Source organism: Streptomyces sp. NBC_00510 (genome assembly GCA_036013505.1).
Taxonomy (GTDB): domain Bacteria; phylum Actinomycetota; class Actinomycetes; order Streptomycetales; family Streptomycetaceae; genus Actinacidiphila.
In genome coordinates this window covers 9838517-9854163 of record CP107851.1, presented here as the reverse complement: position 1 = coordinate 9854163, position 15647 = coordinate 9838517, and the positions used below count along the sequence as shown (strand labels likewise).

General features: G+C 68.0%; 13 protein-coding genes and 2 pseudogenes. 8 read left to right on the top strand and 7 right to left on the bottom strand.

Annotation, left to right across the window (positions count from 1 at the left end; genetic code table 11):
• Window positions 1–62 precede the first annotated feature (62 nt).
• Complete coding sequence (locus OG937_44935) at window positions 63–476, bottom strand: hypothetical protein (GenBank protein ID WUD78361.1); 414 nt, start codon at window positions 474–476, stop codon at window positions 63–65.
• A gap of 5 nt (window positions 477–481) precedes the next feature.
• On the opposite strand from OG937_44935, the pseudogene OG937_44930 reads away from it, so the two are divergent.
• Window positions 482–727: pseudogene (locus OG937_44930) on the top strand (winged helix-turn-helix domain-containing protein).
• Window positions 724–2079, top strand: a complete 1356-nt coding sequence (locus OG937_44925) for a HAMP domain-containing histidine kinase (protein WUD78360.1) — start codon at window positions 724–726, stop codon at window positions 2077–2079. Before OG937_44930 ends, OG937_44925 begins: the two are co-directional and overlap by 4 nt.
• 50 nt (window positions 2080–2129) lie before the next feature.
• On the opposite strand, the pseudogene OG937_44920 reads toward OG937_44925, so the two are convergent.
• The 3 genes and pseudogenes from OG937_44920 to OG937_44910 form a co-directional block, all read right to left on the bottom strand.
• Window positions 2130–3138: pseudogene (locus tag OG937_44920) on the bottom strand (UvrD-helicase domain-containing protein).
• Window position 3139: 1 nt separating this feature from the next.
• Entirely contained in the window at window positions 3140–4102 is a 963-nt protein-coding gene (locus tag OG937_44915; protein ID WUD78359.1) for an IS481 family transposase, read from the bottom strand.
• A 51-nt stretch (window positions 4103–4153) separates the two neighbouring features.
• Entirely contained in the window at window positions 4154–5398 is a 1245-nt protein-coding gene (locus tag OG937_44910) for an IS701 family transposase (GenBank protein ID WUD79076.1), read from the bottom strand.
• Between the two features lie 155 nt (window positions 5399–5553).
• Here OG937_44910 and OG937_44905 point away from each other — a divergent pair, with 155 nt between their 5' ends.
• Window positions 5554–6480 carry a phosphotransferase gene (locus tag OG937_44905; protein ID WUD78358.1) on the top strand — a complete coding sequence of 309 codons (927 nt, stop codon included), beginning with the start codon at window positions 5554–5556 and terminating at the stop codon, window positions 6478–6480.
• Window positions 6481–7352: 872 nt separating this feature from the next.
• Here OG937_44905 and OG937_44900 read toward each other — a convergent pair.
• On the bottom strand, window positions 7353–7787 hold the full coding sequence (locus tag OG937_44900) for an SUKH-4 family immunity protein (protein WUD78357.1): 435 nt from the start codon (window positions 7785–7787) through the stop codon (window positions 7353–7355).
• Window positions 7788–8729: 942 nt separating this feature from the next.
• On the opposite strand from OG937_44900, the gene OG937_44895 reads away from it, so the two are divergent.
• Window positions 8730–9071, top strand: a complete 342-nt coding sequence (locus OG937_44895) for a hypothetical protein (GenBank protein WUD78356.1) — start codon at window positions 8730–8732, stop codon at window positions 9069–9071.
• 190 nt (window positions 9072–9261) lie between these two features.
• Here the strand turns inward: OG937_44895 and OG937_44890 are convergent, their stop codons facing one another.
• A complete protein-coding gene (locus tag OG937_44890) occupies window positions 9262–10032 on the bottom strand; it encodes an SDR family oxidoreductase (GenBank protein WUD78355.1) in 771 nt (256 codons plus the stop codon).
• A gap of 359 nt (window positions 10033–10391) precedes the next feature.
• The gene (locus OG937_44885) at window positions 10392–10997 is read right to left on the bottom strand and encodes a TetR/AcrR family transcriptional regulator (protein WUD78354.1); all 606 of its coding nucleotides are present in this window, start codon (window positions 10995–10997) and stop codon (window positions 10392–10394) included.
• Between the two features lie 200 nt (window positions 10998–11197).
• Between OG937_44885 and OG937_44880 the strand changes: the two genes are divergently transcribed.
• From OG937_44880 to OG937_44865, 4 genes are all read left to right on the top strand, one after another.
• On the top strand, window positions 11198–11368 hold the full coding sequence (locus tag OG937_44880; protein WUD78353.1) for a tautomerase family protein: 171 nt from the start codon (window positions 11198–11200) through the stop codon (window positions 11366–11368).
• A 173-nt stretch (window positions 11369–11541) separates the two neighbouring features.
• Window positions 11542–12948, top strand: a complete 1407-nt coding sequence (locus OG937_44875) for an amidase (GenBank protein ID WUD78352.1) — start codon at window positions 11542–11544, stop codon at window positions 12946–12948.
• A 357-nt stretch (window positions 12949–13305) separates the two neighbouring features.
• Window positions 13306–13809, top strand: a complete 504-nt coding sequence (locus tag OG937_44870; GenBank protein ID WUD78351.1) for a helix-turn-helix transcriptional regulator — start codon at window positions 13306–13308, stop codon at window positions 13807–13809.
• A gap of 97 nt (window positions 13810–13906) precedes the next feature.
• The gene (locus OG937_44865) at window positions 13907–14449 is read left to right on the top strand and encodes a hypothetical protein (GenBank protein ID WUD78350.1); all 543 of its coding nucleotides are present in this window, start codon (window positions 13907–13909) and stop codon (window positions 14447–14449) included.
• The last annotated feature ends 1198 nt before the right edge of the window (window positions 14450–15647 follow it).

Genomic DNA, 15647 nt, shown 5'->3' with positions numbered 1-15647 from the left:
CGCCCCTTCGCGGGCCGTCGGGCGGAACGCCCGGCCGCGACCTGCTGAAACCCCGGCAGCGGTCAGCGGCCCTGGCCGCCGCGCTGCGGGCGCGGGCGGCGACGCTGCTGAGGCGGCCGGGGAGAGCGTCGGCGCGGCGCAGGGTCCTCGGCGCCGGCGGGAGCGGAGAACAGCGGCGCCGCCGAGAATCCGCCCGCCACGCTTGCGCGCGCGTGCGCCTGCGCCGGAATCGGCGCCGTCGCGGCGGGCTTGGCCGCCGCCGGACGGGGACGAGCGGCGGTCCCCATCGGCTTGGCGTGCGGGATGAGCGGGGCACAGACCTGGCAGACCTCTTCCACCGTCCACACTCGGCCGACCGCGGGGTCATGACGCAGGATCAGCACGACGCCGCCCGCGCACAGCACCTTGGTGTCGCCGTGGGCGGTGCACTGGCGGGCGCGGCAGTGGCAGGCCGCTTCGGGCCGGATAGTGGCCACCCGGGCGTGGGCGGACGCTGGAACTCACGCGTACCGAGTACGCCCTGCTGGAACTGTTCTTGCGTAACCCGCGACGAGTGCTGAGCCCATCGCTGATCTTCGAGGCGGTGTGGGGGTACGACTTCGGTCCCTCGTCCAATGCGCTGTGGGTCTACATCAGTTATCTGCGCGGCAAGTTGGAGGCCGGTGGAGAGCCGCGGCTGCTGCAGACGGTGCGGGGACTGGGCTATGTGCTGCGGGAGGAACCGTGACCCTGCGCAACAGGGTCGCGCTGGCCGGTGGTGCCGTGGTCTGTGCGGCCCTGGTGCTGGCCTCGCTGATCATCTATCCCTCGCTGAGCGACGGTCTGCACCGGCAGAGTGACGACGTGCTGGTGTCCGCCGCTGACCGGGACGCCTCGCAGTTGCTGAAGGAATTCAAGTTCAAGGTCCAGCAGATGGAACGGGAAGGCACACGTCTGACGGTGCCGACCTCACCGGTCACTGTCGGCTCCACGCAGTTGCAGTTCATGGTCCCGCCGGTCGCCCCCGGCCCGGGCGGCGGCTTCATTCCCCTCACCAAGCACGACGTCCAGGTGGCCCTGGGCAAAGCGCCGGCGTATTTCCAGGACGCGGAGTTCGAGGGGCTGAGCTACCGGGTGTACACCGCGCCGCTCACCGACTGGGACGGCGCGCTGGTCCGGGCCTCCATCCGTCAGTCGGTCGTCGGCTCCACCCTGGACCGGCTCACCGCCCTGCTCGCCGTGATCACTGCGGGCGGCACCCTTCTGGCCGCCTTTGGCGCCCGGCTGCTGGCCAGCCGGGTACTGCGCCCGGTGCGGCGGCTCACCGAGACGGTCGAGCACGTAACGGCAACGCAGGATCTGACGGCGCGCATCGACGTGCGGGGCCGCGACGAGATTGCCCGGCTCGCACGCTCCTTCACCGCGATGATGGCGGCAGTGGAGGAATCGGTGAGGGCCCAGCGACGGCTCGTCGCCGACGCGTCGCACGAGCTCCGCACTCCGCTCACGAGCATCACCACCAATCTGGAACTGCTCAGCGAGAGCCCCGGCCTGGCCGATCCGCAGGCCCCTGCCCTCGTCGAACAGGCCCGCACGCAGGCCCAGGAACTCCGGGACCTGGTCAACGACCTGGTGGAGCTCGCCCGCTACGGGCAGCAGGACGTCCACACCGAGGACACCCGCCTCGATCTCCTCGCCGAGCGGGTCGTGGCCCGCACAGTCCGGCGCAGCCCCCGGGTATCGCTCCGCACGGAGCTGGCCGAGTGCCTGGTACATGCCGACCCCGAAGCGTTGGAACGCGCCGTCGGCAACCTCGTCGACAACGCCGTCAAATGGAGCCCGGATGGCGGCGAAGTGCTGATCCAGGTGTCCCCCGACGGCACGCTCACGGTCACCGACCAGGGACCGGGGATCCCGGTGGACGACCTGCCCTTCGTGTTCGACCGGTTCTACCGCTCGCCGTCCGCCCGGTCCCTCCCCGGGTCCGGACTCGGGCTCGCCATTGTCAAACAGGTCGCCGACACCCACGGCGGCACCATCACCGCCGAGCCGCTGGACCACGGCCTCCGCATGCGGCTGTCCCTCCCGCCCCTGGCCTGACCGACCGGGTGGGCGTGCAGTTCGAGGGCGTGACGTTAGTCGGCCACCTGCTAGGGGTTGCCGTCGGGGTGATTGTTGATCCATTCCAGGCCGCCGAGGTCAAGGCGGATGCGTGCGCGGGTGACGGCGACGTAGGCGAGGCGGGCGTCGGCGTCGGCGTCGTCGATCGGGCCGGGCAGGGGGTTTCCGTGCTCGTCGATCTCGTCGCTGTCTTTGGGTGGGTAGAAGTCGTCGGCGATCTCGACCTGGGGCCATTCGCGGCCCTTGGATTTGTGCGCGGTGGAGATCGTCACCTGCGCGTCCTGCTCGCGGACGAGGCGGTTGACCGCGGCCAGGACGGCATCGGTGCCGTGGTGGTCGACGAGGTCGACCAGGGGCTGCAGGTCACTGCCGGCGGGGTCGCGCTCGGCGTAGTCGTGCAGTTGGCCCCAGGAGGTGAACAGCACCAGCTCGGGGTGGCAGGTGCGGCGTCCGTCCTGCAAGTCCCGGGCGGCCAGCGCCAGAGCGCGCAGGGCCTGGCCTCCCCCGACCAGCGCCACTCTGCGGCCCTTGGCGAGGAAGCGCAAAATCTGGGCCATGGCACCGATGTTCCTGCGGCACAGCACCGCGTCCGGCCGGGCCACCTTTCCGACCCTCGGTGGGGATCGCTCGGCTGCCCTCCAGGCGGATCGGGGCGTCGGCGATCGCCAGCCACCGGTTGGCCTCCAGCGCGAGGATGGGACCGAAACGAAAAGACTGCGTCAGCGACAGGGAGATGCCGTCGAAGCCGGTCATGACGTCCTTCGCGCCACGCCAGCCGTAGATGGCCTGCGCGGAATCCCCCACCATGACCAATTGGGCATGGCCGCGCTGGTTGAGCAGCACCTGTTCCAGGACGGGGTTGGTGTCCTGGGCTTCGTCCAGGAGCACGAAGTCGGTGGGGAGTTTCGGGTCGCACAGGGCCCAGATTTTCAGGCAATGATCGTGTTCAAAGCGGACCGCGCCGGTGTCGGGGTGCTGCAGGTCGGCCCAGGCGGCGCGGGCGTAAGGCAGGATGCGGCGGGCGAACTCGGCGTGCATGCTAGCTGTATTGACCCGGAGCGTTGTTCACGCGGGTGATGGGTGGGTGGCCGCCGAGTGCGGTGTGGCAGCGGTGGTGGTTGTAGGTGTGGAGGAAGTCTGTCAGGGCTTCGGTCCGTTCGGTGTTGCTGGTGTAGGGCCGTAGGTAGGCCCATTCGTCGAGCAGGGTGCGGTTGAAGCGTTCGACCTTGCCGTTGGTCTGCGGCCGGTAGGCGCGGGTGAGCTTGCCTGTCGCACCAAGGTCGGCAAGGGCGTGCTGCCAGGCGAAGCTCTTGCGGTAGGGCCAGGCGTTGTCGGTCAGGACCCGCTCGATGCGGTCGATGCCCGAGGCTGCGAAGAACGCCGCGGCCCGGCGTAGAAAGCCTGCGCAGGTGGCGGCCTTCTCGTCTGCGTGGATCTCGCTGTAGGCGAGACGGCTGTGGTCGTCGATGGCGGAGTGGACGTAGTCGAAGCCCATGCTGCCGCGCCGGGGGCGGGCGGCCTGGCGGCCGAGGACCTTGTGGCCGCCGCCGTCGGGGATCCGGCCGAGCTTCTTGACGTCGATGTGGATCAGTTCGCCTGGGCGGTCGCGTTCGTAGCGGCGGATGACCTGGCCGGTGGGCCGGTCCAGGTGGGCCAGCCGGTTCAGGCCGTGGCGGGTGAGGATCCGGTGGACGGTGGAGGCGGGCAGGCCCAGGATCGGGCCGAGACGTGCGGGGCCGAGTTTGTGGGTCTGGCGGAGCCGGCAGACCCGGGCCTCGACGGCCGCCGGGGTTCGATGTGGTGTGGTGCGGGGCCGGCTGGAGCGGTCGGCAAGGCCTGCCTCGCCCTCGGCTCGCCGGCGGCGGCGGCGGACCCATTTGTGGGCTGTGGCGCGGGAGATGTCCATTTCGGCGGCCACATGCGCGACAGGGCGACCTGCGCAGACACGTTCGACCAGCAGCCGCCTGCCGTGAACGGTCAGCCGGGCGTTGCGGTGGGACACGAAGACCTCCGTGTGGTGCAGTCCTAGTACTCCAGCCGTAGATCGTGATGTTCATGCCTGATTCGCAGCTTGTCGTCGGTAATGACTCGCGTGGGCGCGGGCTTGATGGCGACGTCGCCAATGGGACCAGCTCAGCCGGTGAGTCACGTCGTGGACGGTCCGGGCCACGAGCGTGGTGAACAGGCGCTGGATCTCGTTGCAGGTGAGGGGGATTAGGGTGGTTGGTCCGGGGTGCTTGCCGTGCTCGTCAGCTCGGACGACGGCGAGGAAAGCGTGGGCGAGCATGGCGAGGGTGACCCAGCGGTGCCAGGAGTTCCAGCGGCGGACCTGGTGCTCGTCCAGGCCGGCCAGACCCTTGCCGGCCTGGAAGGTCTCCTCGATCGTCCAGCGCCGTCCAGCTACGCGCACGAGCTCGAACAGCGAAACGGGGTGCGGTGAGAAGCAGCGGTAGAAGGCGAGCTCGCCGCTTCGCTGGTTGCGACGGACCAGCATCCACCAGTGCCCGGGCCGCCCGGCCGGGCCCTCGGTATCGAAGACTGCCCAGTCGTAGAACCGCACGCCCTTCGCGCCCGCTCCGGCGGACAATCGCTGCCACGCCCGCTTCGGGATGCGCGTGACCAGGTCCTTCACTGGAAACCTGCCCGCGCGTGTGGTCACTCGGTGGGTGCTGGAAACCGCCAAGACATAGCCGATCGGACGGGCCTCCAGTGCCGCCTGTAGGTGCGGGTTGTCCCCGTAGACCTCATCTCCGGCGACCCAGCGTGCGGGCGTGCCCGCCTTCAGCGCCCGGTCGATCATCTTGGCTGCGAGTTGGGGCTTGGTCGCGAAGGCCAGGTCGCCGGGGATTCCGGCGGTGCGGCATCGCTCGGGGTTGTCGGTCCACGAGCGCGGCACGTACAGGGCCCGGTCAATCGCGGCATGACCGCGCGCTGCGGAGTAGGCCAGGTAGACGGCGACCTGGGCGTTCTCGATCCGGCCGGCGGTGCCGGTGTACTGGCGCTGCACGCCGACGGTCGCGGTTCCCTTCTTCAGGTCTCCGGTCTCGTCAACCACGAGCACTGCCTGGTCGTCGGCGAGGTGCTCAACCACGTAGGCCCGCACGTCGTCGCGGACGGAATCGGCGTTCCACTTCGCGCGGTGCAGCAGGTGCTGCATGCCGTCCGGCGTGGCGTCGCCCGCATGCTCAGCCAGGGTCCAACAGTTCTTCCTCGGCAAGTCGGACAGCAGGCCGAGCACCAGGGCCGTTGCACGGCGACGTGGTTCGACGCGCACGAACCGGCCCGCGATGCGGCCCATCAGCTGATCGAACATCCCCCGCCAACGGGCGGGCACTACGCTGTGACCCGCGACAACCGCTTGATCTTCAGTCTTCACGCACCGATGATCAATGGTGGCGCCACCGCCGTTAGTCGAGCCCACCAGCAAGATCACCGTCAACGGCTGGAGTACTGATGACCGACTTGCGGCAAGCCCACGATGCCGCTCGCGCGATCGCGGTAGCGACCCTCGGGCGCGACCCCGGCGTCATGACCACCGCTGAGAGCAGCTCCCATCACGTGTATGTCAGCTCGGACGTCGTCGTGAAGATCATCGATGCCGACGGCCACTCGCGACTGAACCGAGAGATCACGCTTGCGCCCCACCTGCCAGCCGGCCTGACAGCCCCACTGCTCGGTAGCGGGCTTCACCACCTCGGGACTCGAGACGTTCGCTACGCCTGCTACGCCCGTGTGCCGGGGACGGCTCCCGGTATGGGCATGCCCGGCATCGACGGCGTGACCGCCCGCCTTTTGGCGGAGGAAGCAGTCCAGCGGCTCAACGCACTGCACAGCTGGATGCCCCCGGGCCACGTCGAACGCACACTCAGAGAATCTCTCGACCACGGCGGGTTCACCAGCCGGGCCGCGCTCTTTGCCGAGGTTGAGAGCCTCGCCGCCCTCGACCAGCACGAAACCGTACCTCGCCGTCTGCTCGACGGCCTGACGGCGATCGCGGAGCGGGCACCGCTGCATGCACGAGCAGTTGTCCCGGTTCACGCAGACTGTCACTGGGACAACTGGCTCGCGTGCGACCAAAGCGTGACGGCCCTGCTGGACTTCGAATGGGCTCGCTTCGGCGAACCGGTTGATGACTGGTTCTTCCTGGCCCGCTTCAGCGGGCCGCACATGGAGACCGTACTCGACGTCATCGCCCGCGCAACGACGACCTCTCTGGAAACTCTCCGAGCAGAATGCGAGGTCCGCGAGGCGACTTACCTCGCTTCCGACCTCCGCACCGCGCTGGAACACCCTGATACCTCTGCGCAGATGGCTGCCGCGAGACTCCGTGAACTCGAGGAACTCATCGTAGGACGCTACTGGTGGCAACACACCCAGTGATACCAGCTGTGGCAAGCAATGAACGTCGGCCCATGCCACCGACCGCACGTGTGCGAGCACGGTGTCGACTTTGCCCCGACGAACATGCCAACCATCCCGGCCCAGACTGACTGACACCACTGAAGATCACGATCTACGGCTGGAGTACTAGACAGCTCCACCACACCGGAGGTCTTCGCTTTGATCAAGCCCGGACCGGTGTCAACAACGCCCGTGATCAATACACCTAGGCTGTGCCGTATCACCTGCTGGCTTGCAGGTGCCAGCCGAGGCGTTGCGCAAGGCGAAAGCAGCTTTGGTCCAGCTGTACCGCGCTACCTACACCAGCGCCGCGGCCAAGGATGAGCTTCTCCTGCTCGCAGCAGCCAACCTGCCCCGCGCTCAGGGCGGCGCAGCGCAGCTGACTCACTCGGCGCTTCGGCCACACGAGCAGAGTCGTCCGGGAGCACTCTGGGGGCCCGGCAATGTCGCCCACCCATGCCTCGCGGGTGCGCAAGAGGTACTCGGAAGCCAAATCCCCTGGACTCCACGTGTCATGGCAGAAGCGGCAGGTCGGCCCAATCTCTTCTCCGACAACAAGCGCCCACTGTGTGCAACTTGGGCGCTCCAGCGTGCGGTCTTGGCAGTTCTTCACGTCCCCGCGTAGCCGTCAACCGCCGCTTTGAGAATATGGCCTAACCGGCTCACGTAACAGGCTGACTCCCGCTTCTCGACTTCAGACACCGGCGACGATTACTTGGCCCTAACGGTCAGGTCAAACCCGCGCGTTCGCGACGCGACGACCTCACCGTCTACCGCAGCCAATAGAACGCGCCCACCCTGTCGCCCTTTGCTACCTCGGTTGCATGATTCAAGTTCAATCACAGCAACTTCTAATTCCCAGGATAATCACCGATGGACACATCGGAGATAAAATCACTCCAAAAGGTCCCCTCGGCAATTGCAGGAGGGTCGACACCTCGAACAATCTCTTCCAAACTCTCGGCCGCCATTTCGCATTCCTCAATCTCCGACTCTTCGATATAAAATAAAGACCTGTCGGCAATCCATTGCACGCACTCATTGAAATGCTGGAGTGAGGAATTTGCGAAGACTAGATTATCCAGACTCGCCCCCGCAAAGATAAGACCGGACCCTTTTTGCAGATACACACCCACATGGTGGCGCAGTCGCCAAAATTGGTAGTACACGTTTCCGTCCGTCGATCCGAGTCGCTCCAATCGGTCGTTTGCCTCATAGCTAAAGAAGGCCGCCGGCACCTCCAGCACCAAGCCGTCTCCAGCCACTGCAGTCAATTCAAATTCCATTGCCAACCCGATTCCGGCTCGCGCCCCTAAATCGCCGCGACCCCAAAGGACTCGACACCTATTTCGCGAACAGTATATCTATCGCCTTTTTGAGCTCGGCATTCGCCTTTCCCTGTACGGCTTTGTTCGAATTCCAGTCGAATGACCAACTTACATTCTTTATCCCAGCACTTGCGAGCTTACCAATACAGTTGTGCGAAAACCGTGCTACCCGGCGCCGGAACCGTCATCATCACCAACACCGACGGAGTCGGCTGGAAAAACAAAATCACCATCGGCTGACGAGCACCACTCGGCGCTGCCCCGCGATCGCACCCTCCCGGTCGCCGGGCAGCGCCACGCCGCTGTCACCACCCCGCCGCACGGCCGGGGTCATTCTCGTAGGCTCCCCCGGGCCTCTCAACACATCCGCAGCAGTCTCAAGCAAGGTGGGACACTGCCTGGGCAGGCGCGCACACGATCACAAGACCACTGCCCCTGCTGTCTCAACTCGTCTGCGGCCCACCAGAGAGACACCCCGCCGATCCCATAGATGTCCTGAGACACAACACTGGCGGTGGGGGCGGCGTCTGCCAGGGACCGGCCACGTCATAAAGCTGGGCGGCACGAGGGGGAGTTTGAGTCTGTCGTTTCCCGATCAGTTCAACGTGAAGGCAGTCCTGCAGAAGGACTGGCAGCACGTGCCGTTCGGCACGAATGTACTGGCTGGCCTCATCGGCGGGATTGACACATTCCGTCGTGAGCTGGAGCAGCAGCGCCGTTCGCGCAGTCTGGGGCCAGCGATGCTGGGTGCGTTCTTGTGGGTGGACGATGCCGCGTTGCTACGGCGGATCGCCGAGTATCCGGCGGCGTGTGTGGTGGTGCGCAAGCAGTCGCGGGACAGGCGCCAGCAGGATCGGCTACAGAAGGTGGCGCAGGCGGTCGAACACGCTGCAGGTTTCCGTGTCCGGGCGCTGCCTGAGCTGCAGGAGCTGGGCTTCCACCGGGACGGCAGACCCCCGGCTTGCCAATCAGGAACGGCTCTTCTTCGAGATCTGCGCACAGGCACTGTGGGGCCGGTGCGTAGCCGTCCCCGCCCTCGACGGACTCGTCAACGACTGGCTGGAGCCACTCGCGGCCGCCGAGATCGCCACAGGGACCGACCCCGCCCTGGCCCGCAACCGTGCCAGGCTGGGACTCGGCGCCGTCCGCGGACTGCTGCTCGACCTGCTTGCCACCGGCGACCACGACGGCGTCAACGCGGCAATGGAAGACTTCCTCCGGCTGTACTACAGCCCAAAGTAACCAAGCCTGTGGAGGGCGATGGGACCCGGGGATCAGCTCGGTCTCTTGCCGGTGCGGCCCTTGGCCTCATGGGGCGCCCGCGGTGGGGCCTGGGAGGAGCGAGGGGTGCCGTGCCCCGGTGGTGGGCCGGTGGCGTCGAGTCGGGCTCCGTGGGGCGCGGCTTGAGCGCCTGTGATGTGTCGGGGCGCGGCTACCAGTCCAGGTGTGCGGCGAGGAAGGGCGTGTGGTCGGGTGCGGCCTTGCGTGCGCTGAGGATGGTCTTCGCGCTTTCGCCGACGGGGATGCGGAAGGGGGCCTTGTCGCCCGCGGCGATCGTTGCTGTCACGACGTCGGCGACGTCTTGGACGGAGACGGGTGCCGCGCGGAACGGGCCGATTTTGTCCAGCAGGGGGCGATAGGGGTTGCTGTCGTCGAGGTGGACCTGGGCGCGCTCGGCGCCCCCGGAGGTCACTGCGGGTGGCTGCACGACGTGCACGGACACACCGAAGCGGCCGGTTTCGATGGCGAGGACCTCGGCGAAGGCCTCCAGGGCGTGCTTGGTCGCGCTGTAGGCGCCGATCAGCGGGATCACGAGGCGGCCCTGGATGCTGGACATGAAGATCAGCTGCCCGCTCCCGCGCCGGCGCATCTGGGGCAGGAGGCCCTGCGCGACGCGGAGGGCTCCGAAGGTGTTGAGCTCGAACAGGTCGCCCAGTGCGGCGAGCGGGATCGTCTCGAGCGGTGCTCGCACCGTCGCTCCGGCGTTGCTGAGCAGGACATCGACGTGGCCGGCCTTGGCCAGCGCCTGGTCGACCGAGGCCTGGTCGGTGACATCGAGTGGCAACTTCTGTGCCACCGGCAGGTCTTCGAGCATGGACACGTCGCGGGCCGTGGCGATGACCTCGTGGCCTTGTTCGTGCAGCGCTATCGCGGTGCCCTTCCCGATGCCCCGGGACGCGCCGGTGATGAGTACGCGAGTCATGGATGGAACCTCTCTTTTCACTGGCGGGCGGCCCGTGGTGGGCGGCACGCGACGAAAGACGTCGCCGATCGGCTGCGGTTGCCGGTCACCCGACACCAGATACTATGTAGGTCAACATACATAATTTGCTGGCGTCAAGAACGCGGAGGCCGACCCGGCGATCCGGCGGGGCGCTCGCGGGCACCAGCGCGGTCTGTGCTCCCACGCGCGAGCCGGGCTTCTGGGGGGGTTTCAGGCCGTACGTGGTCATCGCAGCGCAAGGGCGTGGCGGCCGGACACGCCAAGGGGCGGGGACGACGCGGGGTGGCACCTAAGCGGCCCCGCCTGGGGGTGGCGGGCCGGGCCGGTGCCCGCGGGCTTCAGGTGCGGATGCGGTCGGTGCTCTTCGGGGACACGCTCACGGCGTGGCTGACCAGTACGGTGCGTACCGCCTCGTACGGAGTGGGGCTGCGCAGGGCGCGGGAGGTGATCATCGCTCCCTCGATGCCCGCGATCACGGCGTCGGCGAGCACTCTCGCAGGGGCGCGCTCCACGCCGAAGGCGACGAAGTGGAAGGCGAGCCGGTCGGTCATCTGCGAGAAGGCCCTGCGGCCGGTTTCGGCGATGTCGGCCGAGTCCCGCGTGGCGCCCTCGGTGATCAGCGGGGCGACGGCGCAGCCTCGCCCGTAGTCGCTGGCGATCATGCCGTCGCGGCCCAGTTCGACGTAGAGCTCGATCAACTGGCCTGCGGAGGTGGCCTGCCCGGCGGCTCGGTCGATGATCTCGACCTGCTCGAAGGCGTGGGCTTCGGCGGCTTCGATCGCCAGCTGCGTCTTGCCGCCGGGGAAGTGGAAGTAGACCGAGCCGCGGGAGGTACCGCTGAGCTCGAGCACGTCGGAGAAGGCCGTCGCGTTGTAGCCGCGCTGCCGGATCAGCTCCTTGGCGGCCTGCACCATCTTCTGTTTGGCGTCCGTTCGCCTTCCCACTCCCGCACCCTCTCCACGTAGCATGTATGCTGACCTACATAGTATCTGTACGGGGCGGTAAGCCCAAGAGCGCAGCCACCTCGATCGAGGAGGAGCCTCTCGTGCCTTTCGTTGAAGTCTCACCGCCGCCTCATGGCCGGCCTGCCGCTCCGCCTCGATGCAGTCTCGCGGGCGGCGTACGAGGCACTGGTCACCGAACGGTGCAGGAAGCCCAGCCCGGGGACGGCTTCCCGCTCGTCCACCGGCACGACCCCGGCGACATGATCCTCAGCCGCGACTTCCGATTCGATCCCCGCTGCGAGGAGTGGATCGTCGTGTCCATCACGATGACCTTCCCGCTGCCGCAGGCCCTCGGATCGGGGCGGGCATGATCGCGAAGATCCATGGCAGCCCCAGCCGGCTCGGCCGCGCCATGACGGTCACCCGCCAGGTCCTGCACGCCTGACGAGCCCCACTGCCTGCGGCTCACCGAGCCCGGGCGGCACAACAAAGAGCAGACCGGTCTCAACAGGTGGAGCAGACCGGTCTCGGACAGGGATTCATCATGACCACCGATCTCATTCACTTCGACGCGAGCGAACTCGCCGAGCTGATCCGCACCGGGAAGGTGTCTTCCGCCGAGGTGGTCCAGGCGCACCTCGACCGCATCGAGGCCGTCAATCCGCGGCTCAACGCCATCGTCACGCTCGCCGACGGTGCACTGAAGGCCGCAAGGACGGCGGACGAGGAGCTTGCGGCGGGCGGGGACGTGGGGCCGCTGCACGGCGTGCCCTTCACGTCCAAGGACTCCTTCGACACCGCCGGAGTGCTCACCCAGCGCGGTTCGCCGATCTTCGCCGGGCGCATCCCGGACACCGATGCCACCGCGGTGGCGCGCATGAAGCGGGCCGGAGCGATCCTCCTGGCCAAGACCAACCTCCCGGAGTTCTCGTACTGGGTGGAGTCCGACAACCTCCTCACGGGCAGGACGAACAACCCCTGGGACCTCAACCGCTCCTCCGGCGGTTCCAGCGGCGGGGAGTCCGCGGCGATCGCGGCGGGGATGTCGCCGCTGGGACTCGCCACCGACCTGTCCATCTCGGTGCGCGGGCCGGCGGCCGACACCGGTGTCGTGTCCTTCAAGCCGACGCACGGGCGTATCCCCATGACGGGGATCTGGCCGCGCGAGCCGCGCCGTGACTGGCACGTCGGTCCCATGGCCCGCAGCATCCGCGACCTCGCGCTCGCGTACGGGCTGCTGGCCGGCCCCGACGGCGCCGACGGCTTTGCCACCGCCCCCCGCGAGTTCGACGCCGGCCTGGGCGCCTGGCCGGACCGGCCCGTGCGCGTGGGCTGGCTGGTCGACTCCGGACTCGGTCCGACCGACGCAGAGGTCGCGGCAACGGTGCGGGCGGCCGCCGACGCCCTGCAGACAGCCGGAGTACCGGTCGACGCCGTCAACATCCCGGCCCTTGAGCGGGACAACCCTCTCGAACTGTTCAACCTGCAGCACGTCATGGAGGTGAAGCCGGCCTTCCGTCAGGTCACCGCAGGGCACGAAGACCAGATGTTCACCTACTCCAAGACGCTTGCCGCCATGCCCGACACGTCCGTGGAGGACTACGTCCGGGCCGAACAGGGCATCGAGCGGCTCCGGGACGGATTCGCGGAGTACTTCCACCACTACGACATCCTGCTGCTCCCGGTGACGACGATCCCCGCACACGAGCACCAGCTCGGGCAGTTCACCCTCGACGGCCAGACCGTCGGTCCCTTCCACGTGTCGTCAACGACCGTCCCGTTCAACCTGACGGGACTGCCGGCCCTGTCCATGCGGTTCGGCACCAGCAGCGACGGCATGCCGATCGGCGTCCAGCTGGCGGCTACCTGGCACGCGGAGTCGACGATCCTGCACATCGCCTCGCTGCTGGAGACACTCAGCCCGGTCCGCGACCAGCACCCCGCCCTCTGACAACCGGGAGCGAATCCCCACGACTGCACGAAGGGCTCCCACCCCAAAGGGGTGCTACGGCGCCGACTGGAGCATGAAGCAGCCGCGCACCAGTGACCGGTCCCCTTGACGGACAGGCGTGCACGCAGTTCTGCGGTGACACCGGGGCCGAAGCAGCGGTCTGTGCTGGCGGTCCTGGTGACCGGGCCGCCCGCGGGGGCGCCTTGTTGCACGCGGCGTGAAGCCTGCCCGGCCACCTCAACCGCATCGGCCACCTCCGCCACATCGGGCTCCACGGTCACATCTCGGGGACGACGACAGCCTCGCACCCGGCGGCAAAGGTCGTAGGCTTGCGTTAAGCAAGTCTGGAGGTGCGAGGTGCCGGGACCCCGCCGCGGAACCGCCGATGGACCGTGTCCGATCGGACGGGCCGCCGACATCCTGGGCGACCGGTGGACGTTGCTGATCATGCGCAACGCCACCATCGGGATGACGCGCTTCGACGAGTTCAAGGCCGAACTGGACATCGCCGACAACGTCCTGTCCAACCGTCTGCGGCAGCTCGTCGAGTCGGGACTGCTCGCGCGCACCCCTTACCGGCCCGAGGGCGGCGGCCGGACCCGCGAGGAGTACCGGCTGACGCCGGCGGGTGAGGACCTGCTTCCCCTCCTGCACGCCATGATGGTGTGGGGGAACAGCCACAGCGAGTCCGCGTCACCGACGCAGCCGATGCGCCTCGTGCACAGCGTCTGCGGGCAGTCGTTCGAACCCGGCCGCCGCTGCCCGCGCTGCCGCAAGCGGGTGCCGCGCTCCGAGACCGCCTGGGTCAGGCCCTGGCGAAGCGACCTCGCCCAGGTCCTGGGCGCCGCCGGGACCCCGTGAACCACCCCCACAATGCCCGAAATGCTGGCTTTTGTTGAGAGAGTCCGTCCTGCGTCCTAGACTGGCTCCTACAAGACAAGCCAGAAGGGAGCCGGTCATGGTCCACCACACCACGACGACGCACCCCACGATCCGCGCACTCCCCCGCTCCGTCACCCGACTGGAGATCCCGGCCGGAACGAACTACAAGCAGTTCCGGGCCCGCTTCGAGCAGGCCGTCCCACCGCTCGACTACCGGCGCACCTTCGAGCTCGTCACCGAGCAGGCTTCATGGAGCGCCGTACGCCAACTCGCGGACGAGAGCGCGCCACTGGGGTTCATGATCTACTGGAAGTTCGACGCCCAGCCGCTGTTCGGCGTGGCCGGCGACCAGGCCCGCTGCACCGAGTACCTGATGGGCAATCACACCATCGCCGAGCGCATGTACCGGCACGATGCCGGGGCCCTGATGTACGCGCCCCTGCGCACCACGATCCACGAATCCCCCACAGGCGAGGCGGTTTTCGCCATCGACCGCCCCAGCGACACGGTGAGCGCGCTCGGCCGGCCCGAGATCACGGAAGTGGGACGCGAACTGGACCGCAAGGTCGGCGCGCTTCTCGCCCACCTCGGCGTCCCCGTGCCCGACGAACTGACCTGACCAGCCGGCAAGGCCCCTGAGCATTCGGACCGCCGCGCCGGCGGCCGACCTCGGCGCGCTCGCGCGGCCCGCGGCCTCACGCCGGATCCGGGCGAGGACGTGGACCGCGTCACGAGTCGCCGGGTACACAGCGATGTGTGTCCCCGTGGTCACGCCCGCAAGGACGGAACCTGCTCGCCAGTCCACGGCAGATTGGAACTGGAACTGGCACTTCGTTTCCAGGAGCTCGGCCCAGATCTCACGAAGTCGCGCGCTTCCAACCGCTGCAATGCCGATCAAAACGTCGCCGAATGGCTCCCCCGAACACGGCGGCACGCTGCCCGTACCTCACCGACTGGCGAAGGCGCACCCGGGACGGTGCGACATCCGGACAGATCACACAGACACCCGGCCCGGGGCTCGATCCGCCCCGTAGGCACAGTCCGAGCGCCACAGTTCATCGACGCCGGATGCCCGCCCTGGGAAATCGGCCCCTGCATGCTGCGCGCGGCCCCCATCCATCGCTACGGCCTCCCACACGGGGTACGGTCGCACGTCGTGCCGAACGGATACCCCACCGCCCGCAGACGGTGCCGGATGCCAGGACACCTCGATGCCGTGCTCCTGCACCAGGGCTTCCAGGCCGCCGGGGTATCTCTGGCCTCCGATGACGAAGTCCCAGTCGCCACTGGCGCGGCGGCGGAAGGAGCCCAGGACCAGGGCTGTTTCGCCGCGGCGGCCGTCGGTCGCGGCAGGCTCGATGGGGGCTGCCGCGGCCGGTGCGGATTGCTCCCTGATCCCGCCGATGACGTCAGGCGTGTATGCCTCGTTGTTGGTATGTCGCAACGTGTTGTGCCCGTGCGGCGATGACAGCTGCCTGGTTACGGCACCTTCATTGCGTGGGCGGCGTGCCATGCTGGTGGCAGACCCGATCGTCTCCCCGCACCGACCGCATTCAGCAGGGTTTCCCGTCGGCAGTAGCGGACCGCCAGCCCTCACCGGCTCCGGCCGTGCGCGGTCGGTCGGGTGGCCGTTGTGGCTTCACCTCCCCCATCTGGCTGCAGCCGCAATGTGGGTTCGCTGCCAGCTCCTGTCCGGCGTGGGCCAGAGCAGCGTGTCGCTCAGTGACCCGCTGTCACTTTTCCGGAAACGTCCCAGTCCCAGTTCCTGCATGCGGTGCCATGCTGGACACGTGGCTCATGGAGAGGTGAGCACGGGG

Coding starts and splice junctions, on each gene's coding strand:
- OG937_44910 (WUD79076.1), bottom strand. CDS start 5,398: ATGGGCCGCATCGCGGGCCGGTTCGTGCGCGTCGAACCACGTCGCCGT.
- OG937_44905 (WUD78358.1), top strand. CDS start 5,554: ATGACCGACTTGCGGCAAGCCCACGATGCCGCTCGCGCGATCGCGGTA.
- OG937_44900 (WUD78357.1), bottom strand. CDS start 7,787: ATGGAATTTGAATTGACTGCAGTGGCTGGAGACGGCTTGGTGCTGGAG.
- OG937_44890 (WUD78355.1), bottom strand. CDS start 10,032: ATGACTCGCGTACTCATCACCGGCGCGTCCCGGGGCATCGGGAAGGGC.
- OG937_44875 (WUD78352.1), top strand. CDS start 11,542: ATGACCACCGATCTCATTCACTTCGACGCGAGCGAACTCGCCGAGCTG.
- OG937_44865 (WUD78350.1), top strand. CDS start 13,907: ATGGTCCACCACACCACGACGACGCACCCCACGATCCGCGCACTCCCC.